This is a genomic window from Micromonospora sp. PTRAS2 (genome assembly GCF_054052245.1).
This window is the reverse complement of the sequence record NZ_JBSWBU010000002.1, coordinates 657,599-679,722: the sequence shown is the minus strand read 5'-3', so window position 1 is coordinate 679,722 and position 22,124 is coordinate 657,599. Positions and strand designations below refer to the sequence as shown.

Sequence of the window (22,124 nt, the reverse complement as noted above, 5' to 3'; positions counted from 1 at the left end):
AAAGTGGCAAATCCTGGACGCCGGGTCGGCAAAGTGGCAGCGTAATGGGCATGGCGGATTCCGGAGTGAACCCCACGGCGGCGGCCCTCCTCGGGCTGCTCCACGAGGGTCCCATGACAGGCGGTCAGCTGATGGCCGCCGCCGAGCGCAAGCTCGCCCCGTACTGGTCGATGACCCGCAGCCAGGTCTACCGGGAGCTACCGGTGCTGGCCGAGCGTGGTCTGGTGCGGCTGGGTAAGCCCGGCCCCCGCTCCAGCCAGCCGTACGCGATCACCGCGGCCGGGAAGCGGATGTTCTCCCGGTGGCTGGCCGAGGACCCGGGGCGGGACACCATCCGCAACCCGATCGCCCTGCGGATCGCCTTCGGCAGCCTGCACTCGGCCAACCAGCTGCGCAACCTGCAGGCCTCTGCCAACGAATATCACACCGAGGCCCTCGCCCGGGTGCGGGAACAGGTGAAGAACGCCAAGAAGGAGGGCGACAACTTCGACGCCAGCGCGCTGGAGTTCGCCGTCGCCTACCACAAGGCCGCCCTGTCCTGGCTGAAGACCGCCCCGGTCGGCTGACGGCGTCGACCGCGCGGCCCGCCACCCCGCCACCGGGCCGCGCGGTCGGTCTCCAGGCTGCTCCCCGCCCGCACCGGGGACAGTTTTGGCTCGTGACCGCGGGGCTGGCAAGCCCACCCGGGGCCACCGCAGTACGCTTGTCAGTCGTGACCGCTGCCGATTACGCCGAACAGCTCAAGGAACTCGACGCCACCCTGCGCAACATCGAGGCCGTGCTCAACATCGACCGGCTGCACGAGGACAAGGCCAGGCTCGAGGAGCAGGCCTCCGCGCCGGACCTGTGGGACGACCAGGCCAAGGCACAGCAGGTGACCTCCCAGCTGTCCTACGTCAACGGCGAGATCAACAAGCTGGGCAGCCTGCGCTCCCGGCTCGACGACGCCCGGGTGCTGCTGGAGCTGGCCGAGGCCGAGGACGACCCCGGCGTGCTCGCCGAGGTGGAGACCGAGATCGGGGCGCTCACCAAGAGCATCCAGGACATGGAGGTCCGCACCCTGCTCTCCGGCGAGTACGACTCGCGGGAGGCGCTGGTGGCGATCCGGGCCGGCGCGGGCGGCGTGGACGCGGCCGACTTCGCGGAGATGCTGCTGCGGATGTACCTGCGCTGGGCGGAGCGGCACGGCTACCCGACCGAGGTCTACGAGACCTCGTACGCCGAGGAGGCGGGCCTGAAGTCCGCGACGTTCGCGGTCAAGGTCCCGTACGCCTACGGCACCCTCAGCGTGGAGTCGGGCACCCACCGCCTCGTGCGGATCAGCCCGTTCGACAACCAGGGCCGCCGGCAGACCAGCTTCGCCGGCGTGGAGGTCCTGCCGGTCACCGAGCAGACCGACCACATCGACATCCCCGAGAACGAGGTGCGGGTCGACGTCTACCGCTCCTCCGGCCCGGGCGGGCAGAGCGTCAACACCACCGACTCGGCCGTGCGGCTCACCCACATCCCGACCGGCATCGTGGTCACCTGCCAGAACGAGAAGTCCCAGCTGCAGAACAAGGCGTCCGCGCTGCGGGTGCTCCAGGCCCGGCTGCTGGAGCGCAAGCGGCAGGAGGAGCAGGCCAAGCTGGACGGCCTGAAGACCGACGCCGCCGGCTCGTGGGGCGACCAGATGCGGTCGTACGTGCTGCACCCGTATCAGATGGTGAAGGATCTCAGAACCGAGCAGGAGACGGGCAATCCGAGCGCGGTCTTCGACGGTGAGCTGGACAGCTTCATCGAGGCCGGCATCCGCTGGCGCAAGCAGCGTCAGCTCGCCGGCGACGCTGCGTGATCACCCGTGGGCGGAGCGCGTCGTCGATCTCCTGCTAACCGGGCGTTTTGACGACGCGCCCCGCATCACGGGGGCGCGGGGCTTGGCTCATCGATTACACCGCGTAGACTCACCACCCGTGATTCAGCTTGAGCAAGTGACGAAGACGTACCCGAAGGCGTCCCGGCCTTCGCTCGACAACGTGTCCGTCTCGATCGAGAAGGGCGAGTTCGTCTTCTTCATCGGCCCATCCGGCTCCGGCAAGTCCACCATCATCAAGCTGCTGCTGCACGAGGTGACCCCGAACAAGGGGCGCGTCATCGTGAACAGCAAGGACGTGACCTCGATGCGGTCGTGGAAGCGCCCCCACTTCCGGCGTTCCATCGGCTGTGTCTTCCAGGACTTCCGGCTGCTGCCGAACCGCACCGCGTACGAGAACGTGGCGTTCGCCCTTGAGGTGATCGGCAAGACCAAGGCGGTCGCCCGCCGGGTCGTGCCCGAGGTGCTGGAGCTGGTCGGGCTCGGTGGCAAGGAGCACCGCTACCCGCACGAGCTCTCCGGTGGTGAGCAGCAGCGGGTGGCCGTGGCGCGGGCGTTCGTGAACCGCCCGCTGATCCTGCTCGCGGACGAGCCGACCGGAAACCTCGACCCGGACACGTCCATCGAGATCATGCGCCTGCTGGACCGGATCAACCGCACCGGTACGACGGTCGTGATGGTCACGCACGACTCGAACATCGTGAACCAGATGCGCCGCCGGGTCGTCGAGATCGAGAGCGGCCGCATCGTGCGTGACCAGGCCCGCGGCGTCTACGGGTGAGCCGGCGCTCCACCCCTGTGCAGCCTGACGACGAACACCTCACGCCGGAGACCCGGAGGAATTCCCGATGCGCGTGAAATACGTCCTGTCCGAGGTACTGGTCGGACTGTGGCGCAACGTCACCATGACCATCGCGATGATCATCACGTTGGCCGTGTCGTTGACCATGCTCGGTGTCAGTGGCCTGGTGTACAGCAAGGTCGACGACATGAAGGATCTGTACTACAAGAACATCCAGGTCTCGATCTTCCTGAAGAGCGACGTCACCGACCAGCAGCGCACCGACCTGGAGACGAAGCTCAAGAGTGACTCCCTGGTGAAGGAGGTCCTCTACGTCAACAAGGACGAGGCGTACAAGCGCTTCCAGGAGATGTACCAGGACGCGCCGGACCTGGTCACCGCCGTGAAGCCGGACCAGCTGCCCGAGTCGTTCCGGCTCACGCTGGTCAACCCCGAGCAGTACAAGAGCATCTACGACCAGTACAAGGACACCGAGGGCGTCGACGAGATCGTCGACCAGAGCCGGCTGCTGGACAAGATCTTCGACCTCTTCACCGCCGGCCAGAACATCGCCCTGGCCGGGGCGATCGCGATGGCCATCGCCGCCCTGCTGCTGGTCGCCAACACCATCCAGGTCGCCGCGTACAGCAAGCGGCGCGAGGTGGCGGTCATGAAGCTGGTCGGCGCGTCCAACTGGTTCATCCAGGCGCCGTTCGTCCTGGAGGCCGTGGTCGCCGGTCTGATCGGCTCGTTCCTCGGCCTGGGTGCGCTGATCGCCTTGAAGTTCTTCCTGTTCGACGGCTCCCTGAGCGCGCTGCAGGGCCTCTTCTCCCCGGTGACCTGGAGCGACATCTTCCTGATGTTCCCGATCATGGCGGGCGTCGGCGCGCTGGTCAGCGCCGTCACCGGCTGGACTACCCTCCGGTTCTACCTGCGCGTCTAGTCGCCTACCGGGTCTGCCGGCGACAGCCGAGGGCCCCCCGGCGCGGAATAATCCGCGCCGGGGGGCCCTTGTCGTTCGGGTAGCATGATCTCCGCTTCCGGCCCGCCGTCCGGGCCGGGGCGGGTATCGAACGAGGGGAGGGGCACCGATGCCACGGGAGAAGGGGCGCAAGGTCGTCGCCTCCAACAAGAAGGCGCGGCACGACTACGCCATCCTCGACACGTACGAGGCGGGCATGTCGCTGACCGGCACCGAGGTGAAGTCGCTGCGGGCGGGGCGGGCGTCGCTGGTCGACGCGTTCGCCCAGGAGCGCGACGGCGAGCTGTTCCTGCACGGCATGCACATCCCGGAGTACACGCAGGGCACCTGGACCAACCACGAGCCCCGGCGCACCCGGAAGCTGCTGCTCAAGCGGCTGGAGATCGACCGCCTGATCGGCAAGACCCGCGAGGGCGGCCTCACCATGGTCCCGTTGCAGGTCTACTTCTCCGACGGTTGGGCCAAGGTGGAGATCGCCCTGGCGAAGGGCAAGAAGACGTACGACAAGCGCCAGGACCTGGCCAAGCGGGACGCGGAACGCGAGATCGCCCGGGCCGCGGGCCGGCGCGGCAAGGGCATGGACGACTGATACGTCCCGTTTGTCCGTCTCGGCGCGCCGGGGCGGGGCTCGGGGATGAATCCCGTTGCGGCAGGCGTTAGTCTTGGTGGTGCCGCCACACCGGCGGCCCGTCGAGGGGGTGACTGGTTTCGACTTCGTACGTTGCGGCAGGGGAAGCGAGCCGAGGAAGCCGACGTCGTCTCGAGAATCGGTCGTCGGAAACCAATAAGCGCCAAGAACAATCGCGCTGACTTCGCTCTCGCCGCCTGAGGCGAGTAGCTAAGTCTGTCGGCCTGGGAACGCCTTCGTCCCAGTAGCCGGCATCAGCTAGAAGGCTGGCCAACCGGACCCGGTCGCGGGGTCCGTGCGGCGAGATCAATCAGCGACTGGGCCCGTCACACCAACTTGCTCGCGTGAGCGGTGGGGCCGAGTAGAGGCACAGCGAGCTGCGCTCGGAGAAGCCCTGACAAACCGGCGAAGGACCCGGGTTCGATTCCCGGCACCTCCACCACCTGGCGATGCGCCCCGGCCACCCGGCCGGGGCGCATCGTTGTATCCGGGGCCGGAACCGCAGGCCGCGCGGGCGCGTCGTAGCGGTATGCGTCGAGTTCTCGCCCTGCTGGGGCTGCCCCTGTTGGTCGTCGCGGCCGGCTGCGCGCCGGCCGGTTCCGAGCCGTCCACCGGCGGCGGCCCCGCCGGCAGCGCCGACCAGCGCTTCGCGGGATTCGGGCAGCGGGCCGACGAGGTCGCCGGGGCGTGGCGGCCGGGTGCCGCCTGGACCGGCGGCTACCTGCCGCTGCAGGAGCCCACCGTGCTGCTCGGCGACCCCGGGTTCAGCGCCGACACCGAGCAGGCGTTCCGCAACGGCTGGTACCGCGAGCAGATCGAGGTGCCCACCGCCCGGCCGGCCGACGGTGCGATCCGCTTCCCCGACGGGACGCTCACCGTGAAGCTGCTCAGCGCCGCCGAGGCGTACCGGCAGCTCGACCAGGGGGACCCGCCGCCGTGTGAGGGACGGCCGAGGGGCCCCGGCCGGCCGGCGAAGCCCGGCTCCGGCCCGGTCGTGGAGCCGGGACCCGACGGCCCGACCGTCGGGGAGGGACCGTACGGCCACAGCGTCGGCCCGAACGACCCGGCCAGCAGCGCGCCGTCGTCGGCCTGCGTGCCGCTCACCGTCACCGCCGTGACGCTCGGCACCGCGCCGGTGCGCACGAGCCGGGGCGAGGCGCAGGTGCCGGCGTGGCTGTTCACCGTCGACGAGTTGACCACGAAGGTGGCCCGGCTCGCCGTAGCCGACCCCGCCGCCCCGCCCGATCCGGTCGCGCCGACGGGCCGGGCACCCGACGGGGTGGTCAGCGCGCAGGACCTGCGGTCCGTCGACGGGGCGAAGCTGACCTGGCGGGTCGGCGTGGGCGCCTGCGACACCGGGATCACCCCGCTCGTGCAGGAACGCGACGACGTGGTGGTGGTCGGCGGCGGGGTCGTCCGGGGCACCGGCATGTGCGTCGACCTGCTCAAGCTGGAGCCGGTCACCGCCACCCTCAAGGCGCCGCTGGGCAACCGGCCGGTGCTCGACGTGGTCACCGGCGCGCCGCTGGTCCTGCGCCCCTGAGCGCGGCCCGAAAAACACGTGGCGGCCCCCGAGGGTGCAGCGCGGCCCCGAAGGCGCTCAGAGCAGCTTCGGGACCTCGGTGCTGATCGGCACCGGCAGCACGGTGGGCCGGTCCGCCGCCAGGGCCGCGCCCAACGCGTCGCCCAGCCCGTCCAGCTCCTCGACGACCGTGGCGGCGCAGCCGTACCCCCGGGCCACGGCGACGACGTCGAGGCCGGGCAGGTCCAGGCCGGGCACCCCGGGGGTGTGCTTCAGCTCGGCGAACGCCTTGAGGATCGCGTACTGCTGGTTGACCGGGACCACGACGGCCAGCGGCAGGCGCAGCCGCGCGGCCGTCCACAGCGCCTGCACGGAATAGTGGAACGACCCGTCGCCGATCACCGCGACCACCGGCCGGCCCCGCCCGGTGTCCCGCTCGGCGAGCGCGATCCCGACCGCCGCCGGCAGCCCGAACCCGAGGCCGCCGCTGGCCATCGTGAAGTACGACCCGGGGCGGGTGACCGGCAGCCGGCGGCGCAGCGCGGCCAGGTTGGACGGTGACTCCTGCACGAGCACCCCGTCGGGCGGCCAGTGCCGGGCCAGGGCGGCGAACAGCGCGTCGGGGCTCACCGGCGGGCCCGCGTCGGGCGGCCCCGGGGCCGGCCGGGGCGGCGGGGGCGGTCGGTCGGTCGCCGGGAGCAGCTCGACCAGGGCGGCCAGGGCCAGGCCCGGGTCGGCGAGCAGGCCGTCGCCGACCGGGGCGCGGGCCGTCTCGTCGGGGTCGTCGGTGACGTGCAGCAGGCGGGTGCCGGCGGGCAGGTAGTCGCCCGGCACGTGCGGGTAGTAGCGGAACACGGGCGCGCCGACCACCAGCACCGTGTCGTGGCCGGCCAGCGCCTCGGCCAGGGGCCCGATCGCGTACGGCAGCACGCCCCGGTAGTGCGGGTGGTCCTCGGGGAACGGGGTCCGCTCGGGGGCGGGCGCGGCCCAGACCGGGGCGGCCAGCCGCTCCGCCAGCGCCACCGCCGCCGGCCACGCCCCGGCCCGGTCGACCGCCCCGCCGAGCACCAGCGCGGGGCTGCGGCTGGCGGCCACCTGGGCGGCGAACTCCCGCAGCCGGGCCGGGTCGGGGGCGTACCGGGTGGCCACGGTGCGCACCTCGGGCGGCCCGTCCGCCGGCCGGGCCCAGTCGTCCAGCGGCAGGGAGAGGAAGACCGGGCCGGCGGGCGGCTGCACCGCCGTGGCGTACGCCCGCATGAACGCCGCCGGGATGTCCTGCGCGCGGGCCGGCTCGTGGCTCCACTTGACGTACGGCTGGGTCAGCTCGGCCGCCCGGGGGCTGGCCAGCCGGGGCTCCAGCAGCAGCATCTCCCGGCTCTGCTGACCGGCCGAGACGATCAGCGGGGTCTTGTTGTGCCAGGCGGTGACGAGGTTGCCCATGCCGTTGCCGGTGCCCGGGGCGGTGTGCAGGTTGACGTGGGCGGGGCGGCCGGTGGCCTGGGCGTACCCGTCGGCCATGGCGACGGCGGACGCCTCGTGCAGGGCGTGGACGTACCGGAAGTCGGCGGGGAAGTCCTGGAGGAAGGGCTCCTCCGTCGAGCCGGGGTTGCCGAACACGGTGGTCATGCCCAGCGCCCGCAGCAGCTCGTACGTCGTCTCGCGGACCGTTGCCACCCGCCGAATCTATCGGGAAAAGCCCCACCTACCGGGCGATTCGCCCTGCCATGAGCCCGGCCGGGCTCACGGGAGGGCGAAGGGCAGCTTGATCCCGTCCAGCGCCCGCCCGCACGGGCAGTCCCGCCCGGCCGGCAGGGCGGCGACGGCGTCCAGCAGCACCCCGCGCAGCCGGTCGGTGTTCTCGGCGAAGACCCGGAAGACCTCCTCCTGGGTGACCGACTCGCCCGCCTCCACCCCCGCGTCGAGGTCGGTGACCAGCGCGATCGGGGTGTAGCAGAGGGCCAGCTCGCGGGCGAGCACCGCCTCCGGGTGCCCCGTCATGTTGACCACCGCCCCGCCGATCGCGGTGAACCAGCGCGACTCCGCCCGGGTGGAGAAGCGTGGCCCCTCCACGACCACCATCGTCCCGCCGTCGACGGCCGGCACGCCGCGGCCCGCCGCCGCGCCCAGCAGCGTCCGCCGCCCCACCGGGCAGTACGGGTCGCCGAAGGCCACGTGCACCGCGCCCCGGTCGTAGTAGGTCTGCACCCGCCCGCTGGTGCGGTCGATCAACTGGTCCGGCACCACGAACGTGCCCGGCCCCAGCTCGGGGCGGAGCCCGCCGACCGCGCACGGGGCGAGGACCTGCCGCACCCCGAGCGCCCGCAGCGCCCACAGGTTCGCCCGGTACGGGATCAGGTGCGGCGGGTGCCGGTGGTCGCGCCCGTGCCGGGGCAGGAACGCCACCCGCCGGCCGTCCACCTCGGCGATCGTGACCGGGTCCGATGGCTCGCCGTACGGCGTCTGGACCCGGTGCTCGGTCGCGCCCTCCAGCAGGGCGTAGAGCCCCGAACCGCCGATGACCGCGATGTCCGCCGTCGGACCCATCGTCGCCCCCTTCGATCCCACTCGATCACCCACCGGTCAGACCTTAGCCAGCGCCCCGGGCGCAGGCTATGGTGCCAGGCATGGCGTTGACAGCACGGATGAGCCCGGCGTCCCGTGCCGACCGGGTCGGGCAGGCCACCCCCCATGCCGGCCACGACGTCGGTTCCGCCCGGCCCGGCGGCGTCGCCGTCCCGGGGTGCCTTCTCCGCGTCCCGGCGCGCGGCTGACGGATGTCCGACATGCAGGGAGAGGACCAGGCGATCGGCGGGCGGGCGATGGACTCGATGACCGGACGGCTGCTGGTCGCGACCCCCACGCTCAAGGACCCGAACTTCGACCGCACGGTGGTGCTGCTCGTGGCCCACGAGCCGGGCGGCGCGCTCGGCGTGGTGCTCAACCGGGCCACGGAGGTGCCGGTCGCCGACGTCCTCGGCGACTGGAGCGACCTGGCGCGGGAGCCGGCGGTGCTGTTCGAGGGCGGTCCCGTCCAACCCGACTCGGCCATCTGCCTGGCCCGGATGCGCAACCCCGTCAAGCGGCTGCGGGGCTTCCACCAGGTCTCCGGCGCGGTGGGCACGATCGACCTCTCCGTGGACCCGGAGCGGATGCGGGAGAGCATCGGCGGCATCCGGGTCTTCGCCGGCTACTCGGGCTGGGGCGCGGGCCAGCTGGAGCAGGAGATCGAGGACGGGTCCTGGTTCGTCCTGGACGCGCTGCCCGGCGACGCGTTCGTCGACCGCCCCGACGACCTGTGGCCGATGGTGCTGCGTCGGCAGGGCGGGATGATGGCCGCCGTCGCCCACTTCCCGCCCGACGTGGCGCTCAACTGACGCGCGCGGGGGAGGGGCCCCGCGAGATGACCATGCGGGCGGGCGTGTGTATAGTTCTCTCCGTGCCCGGGACACCGGGGGCGAGCAGCAAGGGGCCGTGGCGCAGCTGGTAGCGCACCACACTGGCAGTGTGGGGGTCAGGGGTTCGAGTCCCCTCGGCTCCACCCTTGAACGGCAGGTCAGCGGCGCAGCCTATTAGGCTGTGCCGCTTTCTTTTCTTCCCGCCAGGGCATGAGCAGTCTGCATGCATAATGAATGCATGGTCGCTCTCCAGATTCGGGACGTGCCGGAAGACGTGCGAGACGCCTTGGCGGCCCAGGCCAGGGCACGCGGGCAGTCACTCCAGGCGTTCCTGCTCGAATTGGTGGAGACGCAGGCCCGGCGTCTGCGTAACACCGCAGTCCTCGATCGCTTCGCTGGTCGGTCGGATGGTGCTCGTTCCCTGCCGGGAGAGAGCGCCGACGAGCTGACCGGCCAACGGGAACAACGCGGACCGTGGGGCAGTGCCGCGTGATCGTCGTGGAAGCGTCGGCCCTGGCCGATGCCCTGGTGGACGACGGGCCGGTAGGCGATGCGGCCCGGGCGGCACTGGCGGCGGATCCGCACTGGGCCGCGCCTGGCCATCTTCTGGTCGAGGTCGTGTCGGTGATCCGGGGCAAGGTCCTCGGCGGGAAGCTCGGCCTGGCCCGCGCCCAGGAGGCCGTCGACGCCTTGCCCACGCTGATCATCGATGAGATCGGCCTTTCGTCGCTGCTCGACCGGATGTGGCAGTTGCGGGTCAATGTCACCGCCTACGACGCCGCGTATGTCGCCGCGGCGGAATTGATGGCCTGTCCGCTGGTGACCGGTGACGGCCGGCTCGCCAAGGCCGGCGGCGTCCGTTGCGAGATCAGGCTGCTCACCGCCACCTGACCCGGCGCCCCGAGCGTCGTCGACCAGCCAGCGGTGCCCGGGGCGGTGCCGTGGACCGCCCCGGGCTGTCCGTGCCGGTCAGCCCTCGACGTAGCGGTCGGCGACCTCCAGCGCCTCGTCGAGGATGTCCAGCCCCCGCTGGGCGTCCTGCTCGGAGATGACGCAGGGTGGCACCACGTGCACCCGGTTGAAGTGGGTGAACGGCCACAGGCCCCGCCGGCGGCAGGCCGCCGCCAGCTCGTTCATCGGCGCGGCCTGGGCCGGGGTGGGGGCGAACGGCACCAGCATCTCCCGGGTCCGCCGGTCCCGGACCAGCTCCACCGCCCAGAACGCGCCGAGCCCTCGCACCTCGCCGATGCTCGGATGCGACTCGGCCATCTTGCGCAGCCGGGGGCCCAGGACGTGCTCGCCGAGCCAGGCGGCGTGCTCGACGATCTCCTCGTCCTCCATGGCCCGGATCGTCGCCACGGCGGCGGCGCAGGCCAGCGGGTGACCGGAGTAGGTCAGGCCGCCGGGGTAGGGGCGGTCGGCGAACTCGGCGGCGACCCGGTCGGAGATGATCACGCCGCCGAGCGGGACGTATCCGGAGTTGACGCCCTTGGCGAAGGTGATCAGGTCGGGCACGACGCCCCAGTTGTCCACCCCGAACCACGCCCCGGTCCGGCCGAAGCCGGTCATCACCTCGTCGGTGATCAGCAGGATGCCGTACCGGTCGCAGATGGCCCGGACGCCGGGCAGGTAGCCGTCCGGGGGCACCAGGATGCCGTTGGTGCCGACGATGGTCTCGATCAGCACGGCGGCGATGGTCGTCGGCCCCTCGAACTGGATGACCTGCTCCAGGTGCTCCAGCGCCCGCGCGCACTCCTGCTCGGCGGTCTCGGCGTGGAACGCCGACCGGTACGGGTACGGCCCGAAGAAGCGGACCACCCCGGCGGTGCCGGTGTCGGTGGGCCACCGGCGCGGGTCGCCGGTCAGGTGCATCGCCGTGTGCGTGGCGCCGTGGTACGACCGGTAGGCGCTGAGCACCTTGGGCCGCCCGGTCACCAGCCGGGCCATCCGCACCGCGTGCTCGTTGGACTCCGTGCCACCGTTGGTGAAGAACACCCGGTTCAGGTCGCCCGGCGCGTGCTCGGCGATCAGCCGGGCCGCCTCGGAGCGCTGGTCGTTGGCGAAGTGCGGGGCGATGGTGCACAACCGGGCGGCCTGCCGCTGGATCGCCTCGACCACCCGGGGGTGGGCGTGGCCGATGTTGAGGTTGACGAACTGCGACGAGAAGTCCAGGTAGCGGTTGCCGTCGTAGTCCCAGAAGTGCACACCCTCCCCGCGGGCCACCGGCAGGGGGTCGATGTGCGCCTGCGCCGACCAGGAGTGGAAGACGTGGGCCCGGTCGGCCGCCCGGACGGCTGCCGCCGCGCCCGGGTCCGGCTGCTGGTTCGGAGAGTGCATCGTGCTGTCCTTTCGGGCTTTCGGGCTTCGGGAGGGCCTTCGGGTGCGGGATTCGGGGGAGGGCGATCGACGGGCGGGGCACTCAGGCCGGCACCGGGAACGCCCGCTCGTGGTGCAGGAAGTAGTCGATGTCGGCGCTGACCGTCTCGATGAACCGGCCGGGGTCGCCCGCCCCGTGGCGCAGCAGGTCGGCGTTGCGCCGCCGCACCTCGGCGGAGAAGGGCAGGTTGCCGGCCTCCCGGTAGCGGATCGCCCCGGTGCGGTCCCGGCCGGGTACGACCTCCGAGCGGGCGTGGACGCTGGCGCTGAACGGCACGTCGAGCCGGCCGGCGTCGAACGCCGCCACGATCGCGCCGGCCAGGTCGTCGCCGTCGAGCACCGGATCGACCAGCTCGGCGACCTCGCGCTGCAGCCAGTGCATCTCCTCGGCGACCCGGTCGGTGTCGAGGCGGACGAAGTCGAGCAGCGCGGAGCCGCCGAGCAGGGTGGTGTGGATACCGGTCGCGTTGGCGGCGGCGTCCGGGATCCCGTACGCCTCCTGGTTGGTCTTGTTGATCACCTTGTCGGCGCCGCCGAGCCGGGCGACCAGGCCGCCGTAGAGGACGAGCGCGTCGGCGGCCCGGCGGTCGCGCGGGAAGACGCCCATGAACTCGTGCAGCACCGGGTAGACCTCGACGTCCGCCGGCAGGTACCGCGCGGCCAGCTCGCGGATCGACCGCAGGGCGGCGACGTCCTGGTGCACCTCCCCGCCCTGCGGGTAGGCAATCGACAGGCAGCGCACCCCCTGCGCCACGGCGGCGCGGGCCTCCAGCAGGGTGACGGCGAGGCTGGTCGACGGCGGCACCAGCACGGCGGTGAGGGTGCCGAACAGCTCCCGGTCGACGAGCACGCCCGCCTCGGCGAGCCGGCCGCAGACCGCGTCGACCTGCCGCCAGCACTCCAGCGACGTGGCCAGCGGGACGTCCTTGCAGTACGGGATGTTGTAGCCGATCCCGCCGCCCTCGAAGGAGGTGAAGCCGGCGGCGAGCGACACGGCGAACAGGTCCCGGGGGTCGGGCGAGCCGTGCCGGATCTCCAGCGGCACGTCGACGGTGGCGACCAGCTCCCGGCCGCGTTGCCAGCCGTGCGCCACCAGGGGATAGCCGTTGAGGTCGGCGGGGTTCTCCCGCAGCACTCGGGCGGCGTGGTCGAACTGCCGCAGCCGGGTGAACGAGTCGATCGTCACGGTCAGCATGCCCGGACCGGCGGGCGCGAGCGAACGCAGCAGCTCGATCATCGCGTCGTGCGACCCGACGCCGCAGCGGGGCTGCACGATCGGCCGGCCGGCGCGCCGGGCCGCCCGCAGCGCCGCCACGGCGGTCGGCGCCCCGCTGTCCCGCAGGTGTGCCACGGTCTCCGCCCAGGACGGCAGGCCGTCGACGGTGGTGTCCGCCAGGTGCAGGTCGGCCCAGTCAGCCACGGCTGCCCACCGCCGTCCGGGGCTCCCGCTGGCCGGCCGTCCGCGTGCCGGTGCCCTGGTGGGCGGCCCGGGTGCCGGCGCCCTGCAGGTGAGCCGCCCGCGTGCCGGTCCTGGACCGGGCGTTGCGCTTCTTCGCGCGCCGGGTCGCGCCGGGCGCGGACGCGCGCAGCAGGTCCAGCACCAGCGGCAGCTCGTAGGGGTTCTCCAGGATGTGGTCGACGCCGAGGGCCCGCAGCCGGTCGTGCACGTCGTCGGCCTTGTGGCTGCCGACCGAGAGGTTCCCGCCGAGGACCACCGGGCGGGCGAGCCGTCCGGCGGCCCGCAGCGCCGGCAGGTCCCGCAGGTCCGCGTACGCGTGCCCGTTGAGGCTGCCGATGATGACCGCCTCCGCCTCGGGGTGCGCGTCGACGGCGTCGGCGAACTCGGTCAGCGGCGTGCAGACGCCGAGGTTGACCACGTCGAAGCCGTGCTCGCGCAGGTGCATCGCGATCAGGTGGTTGGCCACGGCGTGTGCGTCGCTGCCCGCCACGCCGAGGATGACGAGGTGTCGCGTGGTGTCCATGATGCTCCCGTCCGGGCCGTCGGGCCCTCGTGTCGTGGGTGGTGGGCGGCGGGGCCGCGCCGGCCCCGCCGCGCGGCCGGTCAGTCGTCGAAGGCGGCGAACAGCTCGCGGTCGCTGGTCTCCGCGAGGCGCTGCGGGTCGAACTCGTCCGGGTCGGCCTCGGCCAGCGAGTCGAAGACCAGGTTGATCGCGGGGATCAGGCCCCAGATCTCCCGGTATGGGGGCCAGCCCCGGTGCCCGCCGTCGATGTCGGCCTGCCGGGCGAAGATGTAGTTGGCCCAGTCCCGGCTCATCGGGCGGCGGTGGTGGAAGTCGTGGCAGACGGTGTCGCCGGTGAGCACCAGGTAGCGGGAGGGGAAGTGGACCAGCAGCATCCGGGTCCACCAGCGGGCCCAGGCGCGCACCGCGGGCCCGCCCCGCAGGGAGCTCGCCGGGGCGGGCTCGCCGATGAAGATGGCGTTGGTGAGGCTGGCGAAGTACGCCTTGCCGCGGCGCTGGGTCTGCCAGGGGGCCGGGAACGTGTGCTTGACGCAGAGCCGCAGGGTGTTGCTGATCTGGAAGAACACGGTCATCGGCAGCACCCAGCCGACCAGCACCAGGGGCCAGGCGTGGGCGACCGTGGCGAGTGCGGCGACGGTGGCGTACCCGGTGGCGGTGATCACCCGCTCGGTGCGGCTGGCGGCGTGGCTGTAGGAGCGGATCCGGGCCCAGAGGAACCGGGCGTGGAACACCGGCGAGGCGAGCCGGCCCAGCACCCGCCGCCACATCTGCCGGCGGGTCATCCCGGGGCGCAGCCGCAGGCTGACCAGGAACGCCTGCACGGTCGGGTCGCGCAGCGTCATGTGGTGCAGCGCGTGGTGGTCGGCCACGTGCTCGGCGCTGTAGCGCTCGAAGTGCTGCACCATCAGCACCCCGGCGACGATCTTGCCGAGGATCTGGTCCGGCCGCTTGCGGGCCCACATGTTGCGGTGGGCGCACTGGTGGAACACCATCATGCGCAGGTTGCGCGCGCCGTGCAGGGTGCTCGCCCAGCCGGGCACGAGCAGCGCGAGCCACCAGCCCGACAGGGCCAGGGCGACCCCGGTGGCCGCCAGGCCGACGCCGACGGACACGGTCGCGGTGACCAGGTGGACGGTCGGGGTCAGCCGCAGCGGCCGCTGCCCCGTGTGCGGCCGGCCGGTGAGGAAGGTCAGCGGGAGCTGGGCGAAGCCGGGCAGCCGCCGCATCGAGTCGCGGACGCTGTTGTCGGCCGAGTCGCGCGTGTCCCGCTCGGCGACCGTCAGCCGGCCGGGTCGCTGGTCGGCCCCCGCCGGCCCGCCGGCCCGGGTTCCGGGGCGGCGGGGCGCGGTGACGGTCGGCTGGTGCGGTTCGCCGGTGGCGGTGCGGGTGCGGTGCGGCGCGGTGCCGGCGGGCCCGTGCGGTTGCGTGGCGACGGTGCGCTGCGGCGCGGTGACGACGGCACCGTCCGGGTCGGCGGGCCGCGCAGAGGCGTCGATGGTAGTCATTTCTCCCCTGTTTCTCTCTGCTCGGGGCGGCGGGAGGGCCCGCCGCGCTAGCGGCTCGCCCGCGCCGACCGCTCCAGGTCGGCGGCGGTGGCGAGGATGTCGTCGATGACGCGGTCCAACTCGTCGGTGGTCGTGGCCGGGTTGAGCAGCATCAGCTTGAGGAAGACCGGGGACGACCCGTCGGGCCGGCGCACCCGGGTGCGGGCCAGCAGCGTGACGCCCCGGGTCATGAGCTGCCGCCGCAGCTCGCCGTTGAAGGCGTCGGCGTCGCCGTCGTGGCGGTAGCGCAGCAGCACCGTGCTCATGGACGGCCGGGCGGCCAGCTCCAGGGCCGGCTCCGCCTCGACCCGGTCGGCGGCGTGGAGGGCGAGGTCGTGGCAGCCGTCCACCATCGCGGCCATCCCGTCGCGGCCCAGCGCGTTCATCGTGACGGCGATCTTGAAGGCTTCCGCGCGGCGGGTCGCCTGCACCGAGTTGCCGTACAGGCCGATGAAGCCGGCCTCGGCGTCGTCGTCGGCGTTCAGCGTGGTGGTCTGCTGCGCCAGCGGCGTCATGACGCTCGCGTCGCGCACCAGGAAGATGCCGGAGGTGGCCGACGTCCAGCCGAACTTGTGCAGGTCGAGCGTCACCGAGTCGGCCTCGGCGATGCCGTCCAGCCGGGGGCGCAGCCGGGGGGAGAACAGGGCCCCGCCGCCGTACGCGGCGTCGGCGTGCAGCCACACGCCGTGCCGGCGGGTCACCTCCGCCAGCGCCGCCACGTCGTCGACCCAGCCCTGGTCGGTCGCGCCGACACAGGCGATCGCCGCCACCGGGACCACGTCCTCCGGCAGGCCCGCCAGCGTGCGCTCCAGCTCCTCCGGCAGGAGCCGCCCCAGCTCGTCGGACGGCACCCGGACGATCATGTCCTCGCCCAGGCCGACCATGCCCACCGCCCGGCCGATGGAGAAGTGGGTGGCGTCGGTGGCCAGCACCACCGGCCGCTTGTCGAGCCCCGTGAGGCCCTGCGCGAAGGGCCGCCACCCGCACCGCTGCGCCAGCACCCGGTCGCGGGCCGCCAGCACGGCCATCAGGTTGGAGATGCTGCCGCCCGCGGTGATGGTGCCGCCCGCGTCCGGTCCGTAGCCGACCAGCTCGCCCAGCTCGCGGATGACGTAGCGCTCCAGTTCGAGGGCGTACGGGCCGCTCTCCCAGGCGTGCAGGGACTGGTTCAGGATGCCCACCACCAGCTCGGCGGCGGCGGCGACCGGGGTGGGCGGGCACTGCATGCGGGCCACCGCGGCCGGGTGGCTGACGTCGACCGACCAGGTGGCGTAGTCGCGCACGAACCGGCGGAACGTCTCCAGGGGATAGCCCGGCTCCGCCGGCAGCAGCGGCCCGCCGAGGGAACGCCGGGCGGCCTCCCGCACCGCCGCCGGACCACCGGCGGTCACCGGGCCGGGCCGGTCCAGGGTCACCTCCCGCAGGGTCTCCAGCGCCACCGCGGTCAGCGCCTGCACGTGGTCCAGCCCTGCGAGGCTGCCGGCCGGCGGCAGCACGGCGTCCACCACCTGACGGGCGGCCGAACCGTCCGCGACCGTCTCCATCGGGGTGCTCTCTTGCATGATCGTCACTGCGGTCTCCTCGACTCCGGCTCCGTTCGCCACGTCGGCGGTGGCGGCTGACGTCGGAGGAAATCCCCGGCTGCCCTTCGGCCGGCTATGGTCCGGCTATCCGGCGGGCGGGGCGGCGCGGCCCGCAGATCGGTTAGCCCGGGAATAGGACTTCGATAGCCGGCCGGGGACACAGGTGACAGACGCGATCCGCACCCATCCCCGTGGAGGTAACCGATGATCCGCCTGCTGCTGGCGACGACTACCGCCGTCCTCGCCGTCGCGGTGCCCGCCGGTCACGGCACCGCCGCGACACCCGACCTGGTGCCGGAGACCGGCTGGGGCGCCCCGGCCGGGGACACCGTCGCACCGATGGACGAGACCGGCTGGGGAGCGCCGCCCGCCCACCAACCACGGCGGTGAGACCGCACGGGCCCGCCCGGTGAGACGGGCGGGCCCGTGCGGTGGGGCCGGGGCGGGGCCGCCGGTGGGACGGGGGCGGCCCCGCCCCGTGCCGGGTCTACCCGGACACGTCCGCCAGGGCGCGCAGCGCGCGGGCGTGCCACACCCGCGCCTGCAACTCTCCGAAGATGTCCGCCGCCCGGCGAAGCTGGTCCGCCGCCTCCGCCCGGTCCCGGTCGGGCAACTGGGACAGCTCGTACAGCGCCTGCGCCTCCACCACCCGCTCGACGACCTGACCGGCGATCTGCCGGGCCCGGGTCAGCATCGCCCGCGCCTTCGCGAGCCGCCCGTCGCGGCCGTACACGACACCGAGACCGTGCAGGGCGTACGCCTCGCCCGTGCGGTCGGAGGCGGCCCGCACGATGTCGAGCGTGCCCTGGAACGACTCCTCGGCGCGGCGCAGCTCGCCGGAGCGCAGATACAGCTCCCCGAGCCGGTGCAGCACCTGCGCCTCGACCCGCCGGGCCCCCGCGTCCCGGCAGATGGTGAGCGCCTCGCCCAACAGGGCCTGTGCGGCGGCCGGATCGCCCTGCTCCAGCCGGATCCCCGCGATGCTCACCAGCACGTGTGCCCGGCCCACCAGGTCACCGACCGAGCCCAGCCCGGCCAGCGCCGCCTCGTACCCGCGCAGGGCCGCCCGGTCGTCGCCGCGCAGCCGGTTGAGGTAGGCGAGGTTGCGTTCCACCAGCGCCACCCCGTGCCGCTCGCCGAGGGGACGCAGGATCCGCAGCGCGGCGGTGAACATCCGCTCGGCCTGCCCCGGGTCCCGCAGGAACATGTGCATCGCGCCGAGGGAGTGCAGCGTTATCCCCTCACCGCGCCGGTTGCCGCTGCGCCGGGTCGCCGACAGGGCGAGGTCGGCGGTCTCCGCCCACTCGTCGAAGTAGCTGCGGGCCTCGAAGAGCGTCACGAGGGTGAACGCCAGATCCCAGCACAGCTCGTCGAGGCCGAGGGCGTCGGCCTGCCGCACGGCGGAGACCAGGTTGCGCCGCTCCAGCTCCAGCCAGTCCATCGGCCGGCCGAGCAGCCCGTCGGTGACCGTACGCGGCACCGGCCAGCGGGCGGCGGTGCCGTGCACGATGGTGAAGTCGCCCCCGTACTCCCGGCGGTGTGCCTCCTCGGCCACGGCGAGCCAGGCGCCGAGCACGTGCCGCACCAGCGACCCGCGCTCCTGCGCCGGCTCCTCGGCCAGGAGGCGCTCGCGGGCGAAGACCCGGACGAGGTCGTGCAGCCGGTAGCGGGTCGAGCCGCTCTGCGGGTGGCCGTGCGCCTCCAGCAGCCGCACGTCGACCAGCTGCTCCAGCAGGTCCTCCAGCACCGACGGCGGCTCGTCGAGCAGCGGCGCGGTCACCCACAGCGGAAAGTCCTCGCAGTCGAGCAGCGCCAGCCGCCGCAGCAGCCGCCGGGACCGCTCCGGCAGGCTGTGGTAGCTCAACCCGATGGTGGTGCGGATGCACAGGTCGCGGTGCACCAGCTCGTCGAGGAGCTGGGACTGGTCCCGCAGCCGGTCCACCAGGCGGCTCACCCGCCAGTGCGGCCGGGAGGCCAGGCGGGCACCGGCGATGCGCAGCGCCAGCGGCAGCCACCCGCACAGCCGGGCCAGCTCGTCGGCCTGCAGGGGCTCGGCAGCGATCCGGTCGCCCACGATCTGGTGCAGCAGGGCCACGCTCTGCTCCGGCGTCAGGGCGTCCACGTCGACCTCGTGCGAGCCGGCGAGGGTGCCGAGCCGGGCCCGGCTGGTCACGATGACCGCGCAGCCGGCCGTGTTCGGCAGCAGCGGCGCGACCTGCGTCTCGTCGGCGGCATTGTCCAGCAGGATCAGCACCCGCCGCCCGGCGAGCCGGCTGCGGTATAACCCGATCCGCTCGGTCAGGTTGTCGGGGATCGCCGGGCCGGCCACGCCCAGCGCCCGCAGGAAGCGGTCCAACACCTCCGCCGGGCGCTCCGGGCTGGGCGACGGCCCGCCGAGGTTGGCGTAGAGCTGGCCGTCGGGGAACCGGTCCACCAGCGAATGCGCCACGTGCACGGCCAGGCTGGTCTTGCCCGCCCCGCCCGGGCCCGTGATCACCGCGAGCGGGGCGAACCCCCGGTGCCCCGGGTCGGCCTCGGCGGTCAGCAGGTCGCGGATCTCGCCGACGAGCTTCTGCCGGCCCGTGAAGTCCGCCAGGTCCCCCGGCAGCTGGTGCGGAACGTCCGGACCATGCCCACCCGGCGACGCGGGCCCCGTGGCGGCGACGGACGGCGTGACCGGAGACGCGGCGGGCGCCGCCGGAAGGTCGAGCTGAGGCGCGCGGGACAGGATGGCCCGCTCCAGCCGGCCCAGCTCCGCGCTCGGCTCCATGCCGAGCTCCTCCACGAACAGCGCCCGCGCCCGCCGGTACGCCTTCAGCGCGTCGGCCTGCCGGTCGGCCCGGTAGAGCGCGAGCATGAGGTGGGCGTGCAGCCGTTCCCGCAGCGGATGCCGGGCGATCAGCGCCTCCAGCTCGCCGACCAGCTCGTCGTGGCGGCCGAGCGTCAGCTCCAGCCGGATCCGCTCCTCGACGGCCGCGCCGCGCCGCTCGTCGAGCCCTCGCCGCCACGCCTCGACCGGATCGCCGGGCACGCCGGCCAGGGTCGCGCCGTACCAGAGCGCGTCGGCGGCCCGCAGCCGGGCGACCGCCTCGGCCACCTGGCCCTCGCCGCTGAGGTGTCGGCTCTCGGCGACGAGCAGCTCGAACCGCCCCGCGTCCAGCTCCGTGGGGGCCAATCGCAGCAGGTAGCCGCCGAAGCGGGTCTCCAGGGCGTCCTTGCGGCCGACCTCGGCCAGCAGACGGCGGAGCTGCGACACGCAGATCTGGATCTGGGAGCGGGCGGTGGACGGGGGGCGGCCGTCCCACACCGTGTCGATCAGATCCTCCACCTGCACCGCCCGGCCCCGGTTGGCGGCGAGGATGGCGAGGACCGTGCGGGCGCGGAGCCCGGGAATGTCGAGCCGGCGGTCTTCGTGGGTGATCTCGATTGGCCCAAGGACCCGTAGCTGCACGACCTTCCCCTGACCGTCGCCGAGTGTCCACTCAGGCTAACAGTGGGTACTTGCCGCCGCAGTGGGTGCGTAACCGGCCTCCTCAGCCGACCCGGAGCCGTTGCAGATGGACCACCGCGCCGATGACCAGCAGGCCACCCGCGATCTGCACGGCGTTGAGCGACTGGCCGAGCCAGGTCCAGGCGAGGACCGCGCTGAACACCGGCTCCAGGCAGATGTTCACCGCACCGGCGTGCGGGCCGACCCGGGCCGTGCCCCAGGAGAAGAGCACGAAGGGGGCGAGGGTGCCCAGGATCGCGACGAAGAGCATCCCGGGAAGCAGGTCGTGCCGCCCGACGATCTCCGGCACACCCTGCGGGGCGAAGTAGAGCAGCCAGGCCACACTGGACACGGCGAACGCGTACGTGTTGGCGCGCAGCGCCCCGTACCTGCGGGTGGCCCGGCTGCCCAGCACCGAGAAGGCGGCCACGCCGACAGCGGTGGCGATGCCGAAGCCGACCCCGAGGAGGTTCACCTCGCCCAGCGGCGTGGTGGGCAGCTCCACCACCAGGGCCACCCCGGCGAGGGCGACGACCAGCCCCAGGGCGATCGCGACGCCGAGCCGGCACCGGCCGAGCACCACCAGCCACCCCACCACGAACGCCGGGGCGAGATTCTGCAACACCATGGCGACCGCGACCGGCAGGTGGCTGATGGCCAGGAACAGGCACGCGTTGGCCACGGCGATCGCCAGGCCGAACGCGACGACCAGCGGCCAGTCGATCGGCTCCGTGCGCCTCGGCGTGCCGGAGCGGCGGCGGGCCAGGGCGAGCAGCAGGCCGAGCCCGGCGAGGCTGATCAGGGTGCGGGCGGCGACCAGCTCGGCGGGGCGCAGCCCGGAGTCGAACAGGTCGCTGGCGACGGTGCCGCCGAAGCCCCACAGCGCGGTGGCGACGCACACGGCGAGCAGCCCGAGCCGCCGCGCGCCGGGGTCGGGTGCCTCCTCGTCGTGGTCAGGGCGGGCGCCCCGCTCGTCGGGGTGGGCGTCCCGCTCGTCGGCGGACGAGGGGGTCAGGTCGGCGGATGCCGTCATGGAGTCACCTCGGCGTGTTCGTCGTGCGTGTCGGACCGGTTGCGGACGGTGGTACCCGGTGCGATGCCGACTGTAACCTCTAAACTGTTTGAATGGTTACCGACACGTGGGATGGGACGATGTGGGAGGTGGGACGGTGAAGCGCCAGGAGGCACCTGGCCGGCTGGAGGTCGTCCGGTCCTTCGTCAACACGCTCGACCTTGAGCGCGGCGTCGACGAAATCGACACTGTCCAGGGACTGGCCGGCTGGATCGCCGCGCGGTTCTCGGCCGAGTTCCCGGGCGTGCCGCCCCGGCCGGACGCCTTACCCTCGCCGGACGGTTCGCCCCGACCTGGTGAGCTGCCCCGGCCTGGTGAGCCGCCCGCGCTGACCGAGGCGGACCGGCGGGCGGCGGTGGAGCTACGCGAGGCGCTGCGCGACACCATCGCCGGTGCCGCATTCGGGCCCGTAGCCCCCGGGGTTGCTGCCCCCGCCCCGGCGGCTCTGGAGCGGCTCAACCGCGTCGCCGCGCGGCTGCCCGTACACCTGCGGTTCGCCGACGCGGCGACGCCGCAGTTCGTCCCCGAGCGTGCCGGCATCGACGCGGTGCTGGCCGGGCTGCTCGGCGTGGTGGCCGTCGCCGCGCTCGACGGCACCTGGGGTCGGCTGAAGATGTGCCCGGCCGAGGACTGCCGGTGGGTCTTCTACGACCACGCCCGCAACCGGACGGGGGTGTGGTGCCAGATGGCCGAGTGCGGCAACCGACGCAAGGTACGCGAACACCGTTCCCGGCAGCGCGCCGCCCCGACCGCACGCACCTGACCGGGCTAAAGGCGAAGATTCCGTAGATCTTGGAAAGTTTCGGCCCCTGGAGGGGCCATTTCGCTCCAAGATCTCCCTTTCTCGCCCACGATCTTCCAGGTGTGGCCCCCTGGTAGGGCGCGTTGTGCCTTTTGTCGGGGCCGCAAGTGCAAGA

At 73.2% G+C, this 22,124-nt stretch carries 20 protein-coding genes, 1 tRNA gene and 1 other RNA gene; 13 read left to right on the top strand and 9 right to left on the bottom strand.

Features of this window, described 5'->3' with window-relative positions:
* Window positions 1-50: 50 nt before the first annotated feature.
* From ACVMYR_RS08895 to ACVMYR_RS08865, 7 genes are all read left to right on the top strand, one after another.
* Window positions 51-566 (top strand): PadR family transcriptional regulator, encoded by a 516-nt coding sequence (locus tag ACVMYR_RS08895; RefSeq protein WP_043964044.1) that lies wholly within the window; start codon window positions 51-53, stop codon window positions 564-566.
* Between the two features lie 146 nt (window positions 567-712).
* Entirely contained in the window at window positions 713-1,834 is a 1,122-nt protein-coding gene (gene prfB / locus ACVMYR_RS08890) for a peptide chain release factor 2 (protein WP_077936388.1), read from the top strand.
* 118 nt (window positions 1,835-1,952) lie between these two features.
* Complete coding sequence (gene ftsE / locus ACVMYR_RS08885; protein ID WP_043962078.1) at window positions 1,953-2,633, top strand: cell division ATP-binding protein FtsE; 681 nt, start codon at window positions 1,953-1,955, stop codon at window positions 2,631-2,633.
* Window positions 2,634-2,700: 67 nt separating this feature from the next.
* A complete protein-coding gene (gene ftsX / locus ACVMYR_RS08880; protein WP_077936389.1) occupies window positions 2,701-3,576 on the top strand; it encodes a permease-like cell division protein FtsX in 876 nt (291 codons plus the stop codon).
* 148 nt (window positions 3,577-3,724) lie between these two features.
* Window positions 3,725-4,204: an SsrA-binding protein SmpB gene (gene smpB, locus ACVMYR_RS08875; protein WP_074478481.1), complete on the top strand. Its 480-nt coding sequence runs from the start codon at window positions 3,725-3,727 to the stop codon at window positions 4,202-4,204.
* 105 nt (window positions 4,205-4,309) lie between these two features.
* Window positions 4,310-4,685, top strand: a transfer-messenger RNA (tmRNA) gene (gene ssrA, locus ACVMYR_RS08870).
* An 87-nt stretch (window positions 4,686-4,772) separates the two neighbouring features.
* The gene (locus ACVMYR_RS08865) at window positions 4,773-5,786 is read left to right on the top strand and encodes a hypothetical protein (protein WP_396789408.1); all 1,014 of its coding nucleotides are present in this window, start codon (window positions 4,773-4,775) and stop codon (window positions 5,784-5,786) included.
* A gap of 57 nt (window positions 5,787-5,843) precedes the next feature.
* Here the strand turns inward: ACVMYR_RS08865 and mdlC are convergent, their stop codons facing one another.
* Together mdlC and ACVMYR_RS08855 are read right to left on the bottom strand one after the other, a co-directional pair.
* On the bottom strand, window positions 5,844-7,439 hold the full coding sequence (gene mdlC, locus ACVMYR_RS08860) for a benzoylformate decarboxylase (protein WP_077936391.1): 1,596 nt from the start codon (window positions 7,437-7,439) through the stop codon (window positions 5,844-5,846).
* Window positions 7,440-7,505: 66 nt separating this feature from the next.
* Window positions 7,506-8,309, bottom strand: coding sequence for an S-methyl-5'-thioadenosine phosphorylase (locus ACVMYR_RS08855; RefSeq protein WP_457121531.1), 804 nt, complete (start codon window positions 8,307-8,309; stop codon window positions 7,506-7,508).
* Between the two features lie 239 nt (window positions 8,310-8,548).
* Here ACVMYR_RS08855 and ACVMYR_RS08850 point away from each other — a divergent pair, with 239 nt between their 5' ends.
* From ACVMYR_RS08850 to ACVMYR_RS08835, 4 genes are all read left to right on the top strand, one after another.
* Window positions 8,549-9,139 (top strand): YqgE/AlgH family protein, encoded by a 591-nt coding sequence (locus ACVMYR_RS08850; RefSeq protein ID WP_043964045.1) that lies wholly within the window; start codon window positions 8,549-8,551, stop codon window positions 9,137-9,139.
* A gap of 91 nt (window positions 9,140-9,230) precedes the next feature.
* A tRNA-Ala gene (locus tag ACVMYR_RS08845) sits at window positions 9,231-9,303 on the top strand.
* A 95-nt stretch (window positions 9,304-9,398) separates the two neighbouring features.
* A complete protein-coding gene (locus ACVMYR_RS08840; RefSeq protein WP_077936393.1) occupies window positions 9,399-9,653 on the top strand; it encodes a FitA-like ribbon-helix-helix domain-containing protein in 255 nt (84 codons plus the stop codon).
* Window positions 9,635-10,051, top strand: coding sequence for a type II toxin-antitoxin system VapC family toxin (locus tag ACVMYR_RS08835; RefSeq protein WP_457121530.1), 417 nt, complete (start codon window positions 9,635-9,637; stop codon window positions 10,049-10,051). Before ACVMYR_RS08840 ends, ACVMYR_RS08835 begins: the two co-directional genes overlap by 19 nt.
* Window positions 10,052-10,129: 78 nt before the next feature.
* On the opposite strand, the gene ACVMYR_RS08830 is transcribed toward ACVMYR_RS08835, so the two are convergent.
* From ACVMYR_RS08830 to ACVMYR_RS08810, 5 genes are all read right to left on the bottom strand, one after another.
* A complete protein-coding gene (locus ACVMYR_RS08830) occupies window positions 10,130-11,497 on the bottom strand; it encodes an aminotransferase class III-fold pyridoxal phosphate-dependent enzyme (protein WP_457121529.1) in 1,368 nt (455 codons plus the stop codon).
* Window positions 11,498-11,579: 82 nt separating this feature from the next.
* Window positions 11,580-12,956: a methylaspartate mutase gene (locus tag ACVMYR_RS08825; protein WP_396789405.1), complete on the bottom strand. Its 1,377-nt coding sequence runs from the start codon at window positions 12,954-12,956 to the stop codon at window positions 11,580-11,582.
* Window positions 12,949-13,518 (bottom strand): cobalamin-dependent protein, encoded by a 570-nt coding sequence (locus ACVMYR_RS08820; protein WP_431896289.1) that lies wholly within the window; start codon window positions 13,516-13,518, stop codon window positions 12,949-12,951. The genes ACVMYR_RS08825 and ACVMYR_RS08820 overlap by 8 nt, the downstream gene beginning before the upstream one ends.
* Before the next feature lie 80 nt (window positions 13,519-13,598).
* Entirely contained in the window at window positions 13,599-15,023 is a 1,425-nt protein-coding gene (locus tag ACVMYR_RS08815; protein ID WP_457121528.1) for a stearoyl-CoA 9-desaturase, read from the bottom strand.
* Between the two features lie 47 nt (window positions 15,024-15,070).
* Window positions 15,071-16,624 (bottom strand): pyridoxal phosphate-dependent decarboxylase family protein, encoded by a 1,554-nt coding sequence (locus tag ACVMYR_RS08810; protein WP_431892619.1) that lies wholly within the window; start codon window positions 16,622-16,624, stop codon window positions 15,071-15,073.
* A gap of 225 nt (window positions 16,625-16,849) precedes the next feature.
* Here ACVMYR_RS08810 and ACVMYR_RS08805 point away from each other — a divergent pair, with 225 nt between their 5' ends.
* The gene (locus ACVMYR_RS08805) at window positions 16,850-17,035 is read left to right on the top strand and encodes a hypothetical protein (RefSeq protein WP_077936398.1); all 186 of its coding nucleotides are present in this window, start codon (window positions 16,850-16,852) and stop codon (window positions 17,033-17,035) included.
* 97 nt (window positions 17,036-17,132) lie between these two features.
* On the opposite strand, the gene ACVMYR_RS08800 is transcribed toward ACVMYR_RS08805, so the two are convergent.
* Together ACVMYR_RS08800 and ACVMYR_RS08795 are read right to left on the bottom strand one after the other, a co-directional pair.
* Entirely contained in the window at window positions 17,133-20,096 is a 2,964-nt protein-coding gene (locus tag ACVMYR_RS08800) for an AfsR/SARP family transcriptional regulator (protein ID WP_077936399.1), read from the bottom strand.
* Window positions 20,097-20,178: 82 nt separating this feature from the next.
* Complete coding sequence (locus ACVMYR_RS08795) at window positions 20,179-21,168, bottom strand: EamA family transporter (RefSeq protein WP_457121527.1); 990 nt, start codon at window positions 21,166-21,168, stop codon at window positions 20,179-20,181.
* A gap of 136 nt (window positions 21,169-21,304) precedes the next feature.
* On the opposite strand from ACVMYR_RS08795, the gene ACVMYR_RS08790 reads away from it, so the two are divergent.
* Entirely contained in the window at window positions 21,305-21,970 is a 666-nt protein-coding gene (locus ACVMYR_RS08790; RefSeq protein ID WP_457121526.1) for a CGNR zinc finger domain-containing protein, read from the top strand.
* Window positions 21,971-22,124 lie beyond the last annotated feature (154 nt).

Coding starts and splice junctions, on each gene's coding strand:
- ACVMYR_RS08895 (WP_043964044.1), top strand. CDS start 51: ATGGCGGATTCCGGAGTGAACCCCACGGCGGCGGCCCTCCTCGGGCTG.
- ftsX (WP_077936389.1), top strand. CDS start 2,701: ATGCGCGTGAAATACGTCCTGTCCGAGGTACTGGTCGGACTGTGGCGC.
- smpB (WP_074478481.1), top strand. CDS start 3,725: ATGCCACGGGAGAAGGGGCGCAAGGTCGTCGCCTCCAACAAGAAGGCG.
- ACVMYR_RS08865 (WP_396789408.1), top strand. CDS start 4,773: ATGCGTCGAGTTCTCGCCCTGCTGGGGCTGCCCCTGTTGGTCGTCGCG.
- ACVMYR_RS08855 (WP_457121531.1), bottom strand. CDS start 8,309: ATGGGTCCGACGGCGGACATCGCGGTCATCGGCGGTTCGGGGCTCTAC.
- ACVMYR_RS08850 (WP_043964045.1), top strand. CDS start 8,549: ATGCAGGGAGAGGACCAGGCGATCGGCGGGCGGGCGATGGACTCGATG.
- ACVMYR_RS08840 (WP_077936393.1), top strand. CDS start 9,399: ATGGTCGCTCTCCAGATTCGGGACGTGCCGGAAGACGTGCGAGACGCC.
- ACVMYR_RS08830 (WP_457121529.1), bottom strand. CDS start 11,497: ATGCACTCTCCGAACCAGCAGCCGGACCCGGGCGCGGCGGCAGCCGTC.
- ACVMYR_RS08820 (WP_431896289.1), bottom strand. CDS start 13,518: ATGGACACCACGCGACACCTCGTCATCCTCGGCGTGGCGGGCAGCGAC.
- ACVMYR_RS08815 (WP_457121528.1), bottom strand. CDS start 15,023: ATGACTACCATCGACGCCTCTGCGCGGCCCGCCGACCCGGACGGTGCC.
- ACVMYR_RS08810 (WP_431892619.1), bottom strand. CDS start 16,624: ATGCAAGAGAGCACCCCGATGGAGACGGTCGCGGACGGTTCGGCCGCC.
- ACVMYR_RS08805 (WP_077936398.1), top strand. CDS start 16,850: ATGATCCGCCTGCTGCTGGCGACGACTACCGCCGTCCTCGCCGTCGCG.
- ACVMYR_RS08795 (WP_457121527.1), bottom strand. CDS start 21,168: ATGACGGCATCCGCCGACCTGACCCCCTCGTCCGCCGACGAGCGGGAC.